Source organism: Burkholderia sp. AU38729 (assembly GCF_020419725.1).
Lineage (GTDB): Bacteria > Pseudomonadota > Gammaproteobacteria > Burkholderiales > Burkholderiaceae > Burkholderia.
Window position 1 is genome coordinate 1 of sequence record NZ_JAIZQO010000002.1, and the last position, 14,230, is coordinate 14,230.

Here is a 14,230-nt window from a genome sequence, read left to right on the forward strand (position 1 = left end):
GTGATCCGTTCCGTTACAGCCATCGCAGCCTCCGGCGCCGGACACCCGGCGACCGAACAGCTTACGCGGCCCGAAAGCGGACATTTCTATGTAGCCAAAAGCGGACATTTCAATCTAGCCACTACAAGCAAATCCGTCGATAATTCACGTTATGTAAAGTCTAGTCGCTAGCAACAACGCCTGTGAATGCCGCCGACCACCGTCACGGCGCTCTGTCCGATTTCCTCGCGCTCACTGACGGCCTGTCCATCGCTCGAATCGCGCAGTCGCTCCGCTGCTGCACCCGCACTGTCCGGAACTACGTCACCGGTCGTTCGCCGATCCCGTGGCATCGTATCGAGCTTCTTCGATTGCTCGCTTCTGAAGCCAGCGCGCCAGCCACCGTTGTTGGGGCTGCGTCGACTGCCACCCAACCGACCGTTGTAGCGAACATCGAGCCTGACCCGGCATCACCCGACGTCCCCCCCGACGAATTGCTCGCGTGGGTCGGCGTCCACGCGGCGCATTTCCTCTCAAGCCAACGGAGCTTCGCGCACTACGTGCCGGGCTGGAATGTCGTCGACAAGATTCGGCTAGCCAAGCGCGAAGGCACTTTTGCGGCCGTCCTCGCGCAATGGCGCGTCTTGGCGATCGAGCTTCCGCGTATGTAACGCAGCGGGCCGTTATGGACTGGCGTCGGCCCGCCCGCATACCACCACCAAGAAAGCTAACCGTAACATTGTGTTACGCTGCTGCTTTCAATATCACAACAAAAAAGGACAATCCATGACCTTTTCCGGGGTACGCCGCGCATGCGGCGTGTTTGCTGCAGCCTGCATTTCGGCGGTCCTGACTCAATCCGCCGCTGTGGCCGGGCCGACCGCGTATCACATCAAGGACAACAAGGCCGGGGCGTGGTTCGGTTGCGATACCAAAGAACGTTTCGACAAGATCATTTCTTTCGACAAAGCAGCGTTCAGGAAAGCAGCCCTCAGCGCGATCGCGGCCGGAAATTGCACCGTGTTCCGCGCCGGGCAAACGGTCTACCTGGGCGATGTGCCGATCTTTGGCGGTTTGATCCAGCTCCGCCGCGAAGGCGAGACAGAGGAATACTGGACGAACCGAGAGGCGATCAGCAGCAAGTAAGCCACAGCGAAAACACATCACGAAGCCCGCGCCTGAACTGACCCCACGAAGTTGGACGGTTAAAGGCTAGGCGCCAAGGACTGAGTTCTGTATTGCACGGGACTCAGTCCTTTCAGTTTGAGCTTGATTCGTTCGTGATTGTAGTAATGGATGTAGCGCTCCAGCGTCTGGCGTAATTGCTCCACGCAAGTGAAGCGCTGCTGCCTGAAGCACTCGGACTTGAGCGTGCCGAAGAAGCTTTCCATCGCGGTGTAGTCAAGGCAATTGCCTTTGCGAGACATGCTCTGCGTCAACTCGCGTCGCGCCAGTTTTCGACCGAACTCCGGCATCCGATAGTGCCAGCCTTGATCCGAATGCAGCAACGGCTTGTCCTTGCGCGGGAGTTTAGCCAGCGCCTTCTTCAGCATACTGTTGACCAACTCGAAGCTCGGCCGCCTGTCCATCTGATAGGCCACGATCTCGCCGTTGTACAAGTCCATCACCGGAGACAGGTACAGCTTCTGGCCGTTGACCTTGAATTCGGTCACATCCGTCGCCCACTCCTGATTGGCGCCGGTGGCCTCACCGATTTTGGATGGAGCGACGCAGACGCAAAGCCCGTTGTGTTTCCGCATGCGGCAGTGCTCGCGGGAATGGCCGTCGCGGCTTTCGACGAGGCCCGCCGCGTCGGTCGGCCGCATTCGATATTGGACGCGAGGCTGTCTCGCCTAGGCGGGTAGAAGAGTGCCACGCCTCGGCAAATACGACCTTTATCGGATCGACATAAAAACGGCAGGCTTACGCTCGCATGATGGAATTCGCCAGATCATCCGGCAGCGATTTGTAGTACTGATCAATTTTGAAATTGAGAGCCGCAACCATTCTGTTTATTTCTAACACCACCGCATCTTCTTGCGTGAGTGCCGGCCTGAAACTCCAATCATTTCCAGTAAACAAGCTTAGAAGCCTCGACAACACAGCTCGGTACTCCTGCTTAAAATCAAGGGGCAAGTAAAGTTGATGAGGCGATAATGTATTTGCAAACTCTTGTGCTCGGCCGAAGACATCTTGTAACGGCACTCGATGTTCGACAGGCTGCATAGCGCCGGACAAAATATATGACGGAATCTCAGAAAGCGCGACAAAGAGTTCGTGATATGCAGTCAATCGTCTGTCGAATAGCTTTTCAGCAACAGCCTTTCTCATTTCGATCCGCAACCGCTCAATGCCTTGCGACCGAGCTAGTTCGTCTTTGTACGTCTCCATATCACGTGAAAGTTCATGCTTGTAACGCTCTGCGTCACGCTCCAAGGCCCTGCCAACGCGCCTTGTAAGCCAAGTTGTTATTCCTGAGTCGATGAGCTTCCAGCATGCTGCAGCGATTACAAGAAATACAGCCGTAACACCACCCAAAGCTGTGAGGATATTCTGAACAGTCGTCAACATAATCGTGCCCCCGTGCACTTGTCGTTGCACGTGATCTTACCCGCGATTCACGGCGAACCTCAGCACGACCTATCCGCCGCGCTTGCGGAAATGCGAGCGATGCCGATCCGTCGTCGGATCGTCGCGCACTTCCAGTTCGAGCGCTGACGTAAAGCCTGCGTCGCCGGAAATCGTGTGCGTGACCTGGGGCCGAACTGCTGGACTATGCCGAGCTTGTGACAATCAACGTATGGTATGAGCCGCCCGTGAGCTTCGCGGGCCTGTCGAAAATTTTCCGATCCGGCACGCATCACGCGTCGGCGATCTACTTCAAACGGAATGTGCTCGCGTCGACGTTCATCCCGCATCCGCTGATGAGCCGGGAATCGTTCCGGCGATGGGCGCTCGACTGGCTGATTTTCGGGAACGGCTATCAGGCGCCCGTGCGCAACCGCGTCGGCGGCGTCATGCGATACGAGCCGCCGCCTGCGAAGTACATGCGCCGACGCACCGACCTTCAAACCTATGTGCAAACGAACGGTTGGCGGGCCGTGCACGAATTCGACCCTGGCGCCTTGCATCACCTGATCGAAGCCGACGTGAATCAGGAGATTTACGGCGTGCCGGAATATCTCGGATCGCTTCACGCGGCGATGCTGAACGAGTCATCAACGCTGTTCCGGCGACGCTACTACGAGAACGGCAGTCATGCCGGCTTCATCCTGTACCTGACCGACGACAAGGCCGGGCAGGACGATATCGACGCGCTGCGCGCTGCGCGATGCGTTAAAGAGTGCGAAGGGGCCGGGCAATTTCCGGAACCTGTTCTACTACGCGCCGGGCGGGAACAAGGATGGAATGCAGTTGATTCCCGTGTCGGAAGTCGCCGCGAAAGACGAGTTCTTCAACATCAAGAACATCACGCGCGACGACTTGCTCGCGGCGCATCGTGTGCCGCCGCAATCGCTTGGCATCGTGCCGAGCAACACGGGCGGTTTCGGCGCCGCTGACACGGCGGCCAGAGTGTTCGGCCGTAACGAAATCGCGCCGCCACAGGCGCAGTTCACGGCGTTCAATGAGGGGGCGGGTGATGAGATTGTGCGCTTCTGTCCCTACAGTATTGATGCGGAGCAATTAGCTGTGCCGCAATAACACGTTCAAGGCAAATCTGAGACGAGGATGATGATATCCGGCCGAACATGCAGTGCTCGGCCGCCCTTGCGTAACGTTAACATCAATTTTTCTTTTCTTCCGAGGATGGTCCGAAAACAATATCCCACATTTCCGATCCCGGACGAATAAATGCCGTCTTCGCGTTAATTTCCCTGTCGACGAAATAAATCGCTTTGCGAATCTCGCGACCGTACTCAGATTCCTGCATGTCCGGACGAAGCTCCAAAAACATCTTGCTGAGTCGATTTCGTTCACCAACGAGATTCTTGACCTGTATCGCCAGCGTCGGCCCGCGATAATCAGCAACGAGCGCGGGGCGCTCGTTGTAATCGTAGTCGTATTGCCACAATGCGTCTTTGATTTGCTTAAATTGACCGTCCAATGGATACCCTACCTTGACGACATCGGAAAGCGTCCACTTCTGTAACTCGCTTGTCTCGTGCTGCAATTCGTCTCGCACTTCCTTTGCTTCTTCGATCGACGATTCCGGCAATTGCCGATCTAGAAATTTCGACGCGTACTTGAGAAATTGATCACATTGATACATGTGAAGAGGCGCTTTCGCAGCATCCCACAGTTCCTGCCGCAATTCCGGCAGTGGACCGATAGTTCTCCCTCCGACCCGTTGCCACCAGTCGTCCTTAACGTCGTCTGTAATAAAAATAATTGCGGACTTTGGATTCGATGCCCTTTGTATAATCTCGAGCCACAAAATTGCATCGCCATATTGCTGAACGCCGCCCTTCTCTTTATCGCGTAAACCCGGTGGCTTGGAATTATCAAAGCGACTCTTTGCTTCTTCGATAATCTTCTTGTACTGAGCTGGTTCCGGCCTCTCTCCTACCTTTCCTGAAAATATAGCAGTCAATCGCTCCAGTATCGGATCTTGATTTGTTATCCAGTCTGGATGCTTCTCTTCCTTCGCCTCCAAATCGGCATTCAATTTCGAGAATGTCTTGTCCAATACTTTCGTGATGTCATCCACGTCAATCCCGGGATGGCGGCGAAATCCATTCAGAACTTTTCCTAAATCCGCTCGCGCCTTGCCAAGTTCTTCTCGAAGCTTCGAGTATCCCAAGGCGATTGTGCTCATAACCTGAGTTTTATTTTGGAAAAACTCCGAGCACACTTGATATGGAATCCAAACCCGATCTCGCAGCGCCTCCAATGTTTGGATGAAGGTTTCTCGCGTATCCTCGGTATATCGATAGAGATTGAGCAGAGCATTAGCGTCGAAGACGAATATTGCTTCCGCCCACATCTGTTCGATTTCTTTTTGTTCGGGTCGATAGTGTCCTGGAAATATATCTTTCATGCCCCGCCCCTCTCTTTCTGGTCACGATCCGCTCCGGTGAAAGTCGACTGTCTTTTCGGCGATCATCGGAAATCTGTACCAGATCATTATATGTGGGAGCTGCCCATCCGAACACTTCGTGCTTCCTGGCGATTTCAACTTATATCGATGATCTGCCATCGCCGGTTGATTCGCTGCGACCGCAGCATAGGCTCGCTGCGCCGCCGGATTCCGCAGGGTCGAAGAACCTTCGCAGCGTCGGGCGAGCCTTGCAAAGGCTCGGAAATCGAGCCGGCGGCCGTGATTTGCCGCCAGGGCCCCTGCGCGAACATCTGACCCCGCGCCCGGAAAATCGTAGTCCCCTCCCTGCCTGCCCGCCTCTCTAAGGGGGCGTTTTTGATGCACCCGGCGCTAACCGCACAAACATCCGCTGGCGCGGGATTTCGGCGATTTCATATGGTGATAAATTCATGCGCTTTGGTGCAAAAATATGATGTTATTCCTGTGAGCGGCCCCGCCGACCGCCTAGCGGAGTCGGACGTGCGACGCTCAGGGCGAATTCTGGTTTCTTGGTAGGGTATTCCGAGTGCCTATCAGGCAAGGAATTCCGTGGACCTCGCTTGTCGACCCAGTTCGGCCCTTCCGTACGTCGAATAGTCAAAGTCAGCTTCCAATGGGCCACCAGACGTCCACGCAACTAGGCAGCGCGGTCATCGCAGCCGTCGATTCGACATGCCGCTGTAAGTCTAGGCTGCGATGGCCGTGCATCGGCGACCAACCGACGAGCATCCCAGAAACGCGAACGAGAATCGGTCGCGTTTAAGTCTACAGATGTTCACTTTAATAGAAACAGCGTATATTATCGAGTCATTTCGAATCCTATTGCATGCGGCGCAACCATATATATGGCGATTCCTGAAGAGTTAAAAAACTCGATCTCCAAATTGCCTCCGGCAAATTTTGTTTCAAAGTGGATTTTTGAGTCGGTTCCGCATGTATTTGGGGGAGATCTGGACAAATATATTGCGTGGAAGCATACGCTGGGTGATTTGATTTCCGTTGACCCACGGGCCATAACATTGGTCGGAACTGCCTCTATTGGCATCAGCTTTAATCCGAACAAAAACTTTAAGCCTTTTGATGAAAAGTCTGACATTGATGTTGCGATAGTTTCCCATCATCATTTTGATATAGTATGGAGGTGGATGAGAGCCCTTGGAACGGCATCTCTCTCACTTCCAGCTCACGCACAAACGGCCATCGATGATCATCGGAAGCGGTACCTATTTAAGGGCGTAATAGCAACCGATCGAATATTGGAACATACGCCATTGGCGTCGAAATGGGTCCCTGCGCTATCAAATATGGCGGGGATGGACCCAACAGAGGGGCGTGAGATTAATGCGCGATTGTATGCCGACTATGATGCGTTACGAGCTTATCACGTTGATGGCGTTAGGAATTTGACAAAAAAAATTCTAGAGGAAAAGTAAAGTGCAGGACTATCTTAATTCCACCAGACGTAGCATTTCCGCTTTCAAGAAAGCGGCTGACGATAATCGTCTTAAATTGAAGCCAGCCTTTCAGCGAAACCCTGTTTGGACCGATTCTCAAAAGTCCTATTTGATCGACTCGATATTGAGGGGATATCCGATTCCTGAACTTTACGTACAGGAAAGTACTGATGCAAAAGGGAATGAGGTATTTACCATTGTTGATGGGCAACAACGTATTAGGGCTTGTCTCGAATTTTTGGAAGGAAGTCTAAGCCTGACGCCGGACGAAGCTCCTGATTGGGCGGATTTTACGTTTGATGACCTATCGGATACGGATAAACAAAAGTTGTGGGGGTACAACTTTATAGTCCGCCAACTGCCGGACGTTGGCGACAATGAGCTAAGAGCAATATTTCGCCGCCTAAATCGTAACGTTGTTGCATTAAATCAGCAAGAACTTCGGCATGCGACATATTGGGGTAAATTCATTAATTGCGTTGAAAAAATTAGTGACTACGACCAATGGTCGGAGATTGGCATATTTACGGCGAACGATATTCGGCGAATGATTGATGTCGAGTATATTAGCGAGTTAGTGATTGCCTACTTGCACGGATTGCAAAACAAGAAAAGTCAATTGGATAAATGGTATGCCACGTATGAGAAAAGTTTTCCAGACCAGGCTAAGGTAGAGTCCTGCTTCCACGATGTATTGGGCGAGTTAGGGCAAATTTTGCCGAATATCAACAAGACGCGCTGGCGAAAGAAGTCTGACTTTTATACGCTATTTTTGGTATTCGCAAATCACAGATCATCACTGCCACTTACCAAAACGAAGCGCGCGCAAGCGGCTAAGAAATTAATCGCCTTCGGAGAGGAGATTGATTCATTCGTGTCTACAAAGGCGCAGGCGTCGACCGCCGTTAAGAGCTATACAGGTGCGGTCGAACGTGCTGCTTCCGATCTGGCAAATAGACAGCAGCGTCAGCAGCAACTAGAGAAAGTGTTATCGGGAATTTTTTAAATTTCTGGGTCCACGGCATCTTGTTTTTCGGACGCTGTACTTGCAGCATAAGAAACATCAGCTATAGATCAACCTTGGGTACGAAAGCCTGCGGATGTGTGTGATCGGTTGTAGTGCAATTTGCGTTGTCACAGATCGAGCGTCCGGTTGGCCAGCGAAACGGACTGTCGTGTTTAAAATGGACGGCGGGAGAATTTGCGGAGATGCAGTAATGATCCGGGCAAACAAAGCGTCGCTCCTCGCTCGAGGCAACAGCGTAACAAGCTCGTAATCGCCCCCTTCGAAACGCCAGCCACGATAGGCGCTTTAAATGGGAGCGCAGAGATTCGGCCGCGCGAAATCAAGGACGTGGGTCGCGGTATTTCCGTGTGCGCCCTCGACGCTGCTCCGCCGGCAGGTTCAGGCCGGCTCCTGCCAAACATCTTCGTATCCCTGGTCATCGACGATGAAACGCGTGCCGGGCGGCAACCGAAGATACTTGATGACGAGCGGCAGCATTTGCTGAAGATGCTCCGTATGCACCGGCTGATAAAAGTCATCGGCGTCCGAGTATTCGCCGCAATGGAAATACCAGCTGATGTTATCGTCCGGGCGACGTTCCAGACGCGTGCCATAAACCGGCATCTGCCCCACGGTCGACGTCGCGAAGGCGACCATGTCCTCCACGGCGGTTTCGGGCAACCCGTATCGGTCGCATACTTCGCGCTGCATGTCCGCTATGGCTGTTTCGTGTTGCGATTCCATCTTTGCACTCCAGGTGTGCGTTCAGATATTCAAAATCTTCTTCATGGGAGATGAAGGGCCTTTTTCATTGCCCGCGAAAAGCCCGACGCTTTGCCCCCTTGGGATCGAGAACAATCGGGGCAATGTGGTTGCACCGCGGCGATTGACGTTTGCACCGTGACGTCGTTGGTTCCCGTTCGATAATACTCGACCACGAGCGCATCGATATGGTCTGCAACCATCGTGGTGGCCGTCTGATTGCACGCCACGCATGGCTTCCCCTGCACAGACCTCGTCTGCGCCGTGGTCGGTCCGCATTGGGAATTGCGCGAGTACGCCGTTGTGATGCCGGATTTGGGTTTGAACAAGGACTTGTCGGGGATCCCCAGGGCGACGATCGGGACCGTGTTCCCGTGACCGTCGATCGTGTTCGCAAGACCGTAAGGGTCGATCCAGGCGGCCGGATTCGGTGCATATCGATAGAGTGCCGAACCTCCCTCGATGCAGCTCGGGTCTTGGCTGATGAACTGCCCGATTCCATGGTCGAGATACCGGTATCTGTTGTAGCAAAATCCGGTTTCTTCGTCGTAATACTGCCCCTGAAGCCGAATGGGCTGATCGAATGGTGGCCCGTCTTTCGGTTGTATCGGCGTGTTGCTCGACCATGTGGCGTAACTCGCTTCCCACGCAGTTCGGCCACGCTCGTCGACAACCCGGACTGGCGCCCCATTTGGGTCGTTATGGAAGAAATAGACCGTGCTGACGGGGCGATATGACGCCGGCAGCCGGCGCGTAGTCGACGTCGCGTTCGGAGCGGAATAGTCGGCGATTGCCTTGGGTGACCGTCTCTCATCGAGTGAGGGCGCGCTTCCGGGCACGACACCGGCATGCTCAGGCACGCGTGGAGGCATGCGCGAGTCGAGGGTTCGATGAACCACGGCGAGCGGCCGAAACGTATCGGGATAGTGGATCCAGTCCCGTATGTCCCGTCGGATCTGAACACTTTGGGTCAGGCCATTTTTCTCGTCTGACTGGTCGGCGCGCAGTTCGCTTGCGAGGACGTCGCCGTCCCAAAAGAATTGACGAACCGTGGTGTGGCTGGATTCGAGCTGGCGCGACGAAGTGATTTTCCTGACGCGCCGGCGAAATGCGTCGTATTCGTACCGTACGCGGAGGTGATGATCGTCGTTGGCGTCGCCCTGCCCGGCGCGACGAGTCGTGAGCGTCTCGGCCAACTGCCCTGCAGCGTCCCACCGCAGCGTAATCTCTTGGTGCGCCGCGCGCGTGTGGACGAGATTGCCGGCACGATCGAATACGTAGTGTGTGTCTTCGTGCATGCCTTCCCGGCGCCATGCCGGCGAGCCGGCTTCGCCTCGTCGCGCGCCTGACCGGAACACCCGGGTGTTGAGCAGTTCTCCGGCGGGGTCGTACATGAAGCGGCGTGTCGTGCCTGCGCAGTCGATATGTGCGACGACCTGCCCGACAGGGTCGTATTGAAACTGCTCGATGCCGGTCCGGGAGTCGCGTCGCTCGATCAGGTCGCCGTTCGCGTCGTACGCGTATTCGATCGCGAACATTTCTCCGGTATCGGCAAGCAGCGCCTGTCGGGACAAACGTCCGTTGGCTTCGTACGACATTTCGCGTCGCAGGGCGTCACCCAGGCGTTCGTCGCGAATCCGGCCAAGTGCATCCCGTTCGATGACGATTGGCGCATGCCCGTCGATCTCGATCCCGACGACCGCATTCAGTGCGTCATAGTTGTAACGAATCGACTGCTCGACGATTTCGCTGCCCGCAACGAGGCGCGTTCTTCGTTCGATCCGGTTTCCGGCTGCGTCATATCGATTGGAAAGCGTAAAGTCGTCGCCCTGTCGTTCCTCGGCCAGCCTGCCGTCGTCGTCATATCTGAATTCGAGCAGCGAGGATGTGGTCGACGCGCGAATGAGATCGCCGTGCTCGTCGTAGTGAAAGCAGTCAGTCCGAACACCGTCCTGCCGGTCGGGATCAGGAATGCGCTTCTCGACGATTCGCCCTACTTCGTCATATCGATACTCGATGGCCCGGCCATGCGGGTCGACGCTACGCAAGAGTTCCGCGGTCGACCCGTATTCGTAAAGGCGCGACTGTCCCCAGTAGTCGATTTCTTCGACGATCCTGCCGAGCGCGTCGCGCTTGAGCAGATAGGACTCTCCCCGCTCATTGACGACCTGGACGAGCTGCCCTTCAGTGTCATAGCGATACTGGACTTCAGTACCGTCAGACTGGATCCGCTTCGCGATTTCTCCCAGCGCCGTATAGGCAAGGCGCGTCACATTGCCGACCGGGTCGCGATACCGCAAGAGATTGCCATCCGGGTCATAGCTGCAGTGAGTCTCGCGTCCGTCCCATTCGATGGCGCGTACCAGTCGTCCGCAAGCATCCCTCTCGTAACGATTTTGGCGCCCTGCTGCATCGAGGGAGCTTATGACATAGCCACGTGCGTCGCGTTCATATTGCGTTCGGTGTCCAAGCGCATCGACGATTGTGGTCAGGTTGCCGTGTCGGTCGTAACCGAACGTCGTAACGTCACCCTGCGGGCCAGCACAGGACGTCACGCGACCGAATGTGTCGTATGCATATCTGAACGTCGCCCGGGATGGTGTGGCGCGACTCACTAGACGACCGCGCGCATCCCATTCGTATCGAAATTGACGCCCCCCGGCCCCGGTCACGCAAACCGGCTTGTGATTGCTGTCGTATTCGGCGCGAACCGATCGACCGTCGGGCATGATCTGTGCAATCAGATTGCCATTCGCGTCGTATTCCCACCGAGACGTACGCCCCATCGGATCGGTCTGGGCGCAGGTACGCCACTGGCTGTCGTAGCGGTAACTGGTCATACCGCCGAGGACATCTATTTCGGCGATCGGAACATGACGTTCATTCATCTGAACGACGGCAACGCGTCCCATGGATTCGGTAAGACGAGTTTGGTTTCGAGCGAGGTCGTATTCGAAGCGATAGTCGAGCACCCCATCGTCGCCCCACGCATGGTCGACACGCCACTCGCCGTCAACACTTCGTCGATAGCCATAGTGAAACGAAACACCACCGGCACTGACGTGCCGAGTCATCCGATTGCCGCTTTCATAGTCGAAGCGGCGCGGATAACCCATGGCATCGAATGCCGCGACGAGGTTCCGATCGCGATCGCGTTCGTAACGTACCAGCGGATACACGTGTCCGTCAGCGTTGGTCAGTGTCATCACCGCTGTCGGGTCGCAGTGTCCATCTACGTCAACATTCGAACGACATTCGATGAGTCGTCCCGTCGGTCCTTCGACGCCATGTTCGACAATCCGTGACACGTGACCCGACGAACCGCGCTCGAACAGCCACGCATGACCGTAGAGGTCACCGATCCAGTCGAGCATCAGCGTTAGTGAGGCCTCCCCGGATAACCTGTTGACGATCGTGTCCCACGGATGCCGCAACAGGAATCCGTATTCGATGCCCTCGCCCGTGCGCAATACCAATTGGTTGTCACGGAGGTACAGCGCATAGCCGTACTGCCAGTCAGTGACACGCGTTGCCCACCCCGCGTGCGTCGGAACTTCGTCGAATGCCGTGGCATGATCGACAAAGTAGATCGCCGCGCCGATTCCGTCGTCGCGCGAAGTGAGATTCAGATGGATGTCTGCCGGCGTACTCCATCCGACGCCAACCGTACCGAGGCGGTGCGCGCGGCTCGCGTAACATCGGTTCCACTCGAGAGGAAGATGTCCGGTAATCGTGAAGTCGTGCTGCGCGACGATGACTTCGCCGGTTGTGACATCCACAGGCTCGGCATGCAGGACGTTGCATTTCAGGAATCCCGGCTTCAGATGCAATTTGTCCGCCAGCGCCTTCGCCCACTTCGAGCCGCGAAACGCCTTGAACAAACCCTTCGCCGCCGCTGCCATGTTCATGATCGGCGGCCCGCCCACCAGCACCGGCCGCCCCGCCGGAATCGGCAGCATCACCGAACTCGGCATCGACGGATAGGTTCGATCCGTATGCGCGCTGTTGTGCGGAGGCGGCTCCATCCCGATCGACCAGCAACTCAACGCTTCAAGCGCCATGTAAGACAGCGGATCGTTGTTGGCAAGCACGGTCTTGCTGCCCATGAACGATTCCCCGTCATTTGACGGTTCGAACTCGGCCGGCGGCGGGGCGAACGATTCGCCAAGCGGAAAATGCAAACCTGGAACGTGATACGCATGCGTCCCGGCAGTGGCCCGCATCATCCCGTTCACGAAAATCGGCCGGCCGCTGCCGCCACCCGATCCGACGTTCGAGCCAAGATCGTCGCTGATGCGGTTCTTGATCCTGTTGGCAGCTTTCGCCAGTTTCATCCCCTCGGCGACAGTGGGGTCGTCCTTGAGGTCCGGTAGCTTGCCGCCGCCGATCAGTTCATTGACCTGCTGGCTCGCTTCATCGGCGAGGTGTTCCAGCTTCGTCACGTCTTCTGGATGATCCTCGATGTATTCGGTCACCTTCTCCTGCACGATCATCATTGCAATGCAGCCGACTACGGCCTTCGCCGCCTGGATATATTCGCGCAGATCGAGCATGAAACCGACATGCGGATGCGGCAGGAACACCGGCGGCGTTCCAGGCGTGACCAGCACCGAATGAACGTCCACGCCAACAACGGGATCGAGATGCTTGACGGCGAGAAGTGACACGGTTTCGCCTCCCGCTCAGCGCCCGCCACGCAACGCCGCGACCTTCTCGCTCAGCGCGTTGCGCCGCCGGTCCTGCGTGCCCAGTTGCGACACCATCCACTCGACAACCATCGGCAGACTGCTGTTCGCCCGCATCGGCTCGTCGATCATCAACCCCGCATCGAGCGCATTGAACCCGGCCTCCAGCGCGTGCTCGCGCTCCCCTGCCCGCTCCCAGCACACCGCGCTCATCCGCCAGGCCTCGACTGTCATCAGCCCGTCCTTCGCCGCCGTAGTCGACGCCACCGCGCGCTCGTAGCAATACGCCGAGTGTGCATAATCCTTGTGCGTCAGATGCACGCTCGCCTCGCCGAACAACCCGTTCGCCACGAGCTTGTGCCCCGCTGGATGTCCGGCTTCAACCGCACGCGTGCCGCTGCCGGCCGCGCTCTGGTAAGCCGCGATTGCCCGTTCGCGATCGCGCCATTTCAGATAGGCGGCCCCCGCAATCAGATGCACGACAACGCACTGATCGAACCACTGCTCGCGCTCAGCTACCTTCAATGCGGCCGCACGCAGTTCCTCCAGGCGGGAAGGATTGTTGCCTTCGATCATCTCGGTCAGCATCACGAAATGCCGTCTGAATTCACCGCTTGGCCCGCGCTCGCCCGATTCCGCCAGTAACTCGCGCGGCACGCCCGCCATCGAATACTTGCCGTGCACGACGCGAACCGCGGCCCGATGCCGTTGCAGCAACGCAGCAAACGGCGCGATCTCGATACGCGGCACGACGAAGCGCACGCGCTCGGCCAACTGCGGCGCGACCGCGATGATCGACAGCAAATCGTCCATCCAGCGCACCCATGCCGCGTCATCGCGCACTTTCACCGGTTCCAGCACGAACACCATCGCCGGAAAAACATCCGGATGGTGCTGCATCAGGCTGTCGATCACCGCGAACAGATACAGCAAGGGATTCTTGCCATCGTCGTACGGGGCCTGCCAATCCGCACGTATGCCCTGCGCATCGGATGCCTCCCGCCGGCTGTCGTAGAACGCAATGAGCTCGCCGGTCAGCGCCTTCGCATAACCCGCTTCGTTAACGAACGATGCACGCATCGTCCTTACCGCGCACGACGTTTCATCCTGAACCTGGAAATACAGCCGCACGAGGGCCGCATCCGTCTCGTCGGTCTGCCAGATCATCAGTCGCGCGTCCTGCTCTTTCGCGAAACTCATCCAGTCCGTATGCGCATCCATGAACCTGCGCTCCACCGGATTGGTCGGCTGCCAGTTCTGCATTCGT

9 protein-coding genes and 2 pseudogenes are annotated in these 14,230 nt (G+C 56.5%); 5 read left to right on the plus strand and 6 right to left on the minus strand.

Annotation, left to right across the window (positions count from 1 at the left end; translation table 11 throughout):
* Positions 1-182: 182 nt before the first annotated feature.
* The gene (locus LGM56_RS05085; protein WP_226203269.1) at positions 183-650 is read left to right on the plus strand and encodes an IS21 family transposase; all 468 of its coding nucleotides are present in this window, start codon (positions 183-185) and stop codon (positions 648-650) included.
* Between the two features lie 115 nt (positions 651-765).
* A complete protein-coding gene (locus LGM56_RS05090; protein ID WP_175238652.1) occupies positions 766-1,125 on the plus strand; it encodes a hypothetical protein in 360 nt (119 codons plus the stop codon).
* Between the two features lie 59 nt (positions 1,126-1,184).
* Here LGM56_RS05090 and LGM56_RS05095 read toward each other — a convergent pair.
* Both LGM56_RS05095 and LGM56_RS05100 read right to left on the minus strand, forming a co-directional pair.
* Positions 1,185-1,685: pseudogene (locus LGM56_RS05095) on the minus strand (IS3 family transposase); the annotation flags it as partial.
* A 217-nt stretch (positions 1,686-1,902) separates the two neighbouring features.
* Positions 1,903-2,580 (minus strand): hypothetical protein, encoded by a 678-nt coding sequence (locus LGM56_RS05100; RefSeq protein WP_226203271.1) that lies wholly within the window; start codon positions 2,578-2,580, stop codon positions 1,903-1,905.
* Between the two features lie 164 nt (positions 2,581-2,744).
* Between LGM56_RS05100 and LGM56_RS05110 the strand changes: the two are divergent.
* A pseudogene (locus LGM56_RS05110) lies at positions 2,745-3,681 on the plus strand (phage portal protein).
* Positions 3,682-3,763: 82 nt separating this feature from the next.
* On the opposite strand, the gene LGM56_RS05115 reads toward LGM56_RS05110, so the two are convergent.
* Positions 3,764-5,017, minus strand: a complete 1,254-nt coding sequence (locus LGM56_RS05115) for a PIN domain-containing protein (RefSeq protein WP_226203273.1) — start codon at positions 5,015-5,017, stop codon at positions 3,764-3,766.
* Positions 5,018-5,901: 884 nt separating this feature from the next.
* Between LGM56_RS05115 and LGM56_RS05120 the strand changes: the two genes are divergently transcribed.
* Positions 5,902-6,489: a hypothetical protein gene (locus LGM56_RS05120; protein ID WP_226203275.1), complete on the plus strand. Its 588-nt coding sequence runs from the start codon at positions 5,902-5,904 to the stop codon at positions 6,487-6,489.
* A 1-nt stretch (position 6,490) separates the two neighbouring features.
* Positions 6,491-7,516 (plus strand): DUF262 domain-containing protein, encoded by a 1,026-nt coding sequence (locus tag LGM56_RS05125; RefSeq protein ID WP_226203277.1) that lies wholly within the window; start codon positions 6,491-6,493, stop codon positions 7,514-7,516.
* 399 nt (positions 7,517-7,915) lie between these two features.
* Here LGM56_RS05125 and LGM56_RS05130 read toward each other — a convergent pair whose 3' ends face one another.
* The 3 genes from LGM56_RS05130 to LGM56_RS05140 are packed head-to-tail and all read right to left on the minus strand — an operon-like array spanning position 7,916 to position 14,226.
* On the minus strand, positions 7,916-8,260 hold the full coding sequence (locus LGM56_RS05130) for a hypothetical protein (protein ID WP_226203280.1): 345 nt from the start codon (positions 8,258-8,260) through the stop codon (positions 7,916-7,918).
* A gap of 41 nt (positions 8,261-8,301) precedes the next feature.
* On the minus strand, positions 8,302-12,945 hold the full coding sequence (locus LGM56_RS05135; RefSeq protein ID WP_226203282.1) for an RHS repeat-associated core domain-containing protein: 4,644 nt from the start codon (positions 12,943-12,945) through the stop codon (positions 8,302-8,304).
* Positions 12,946-12,960: 15 nt separating this feature from the next.
* Positions 12,961-14,226 (minus strand): hypothetical protein, encoded by a 1,266-nt coding sequence (locus LGM56_RS05140; RefSeq protein WP_175238653.1) that lies wholly within the window; start codon positions 14,224-14,226, stop codon positions 12,961-12,963.
* Positions 14,227-14,230 lie beyond the last annotated feature (4 nt).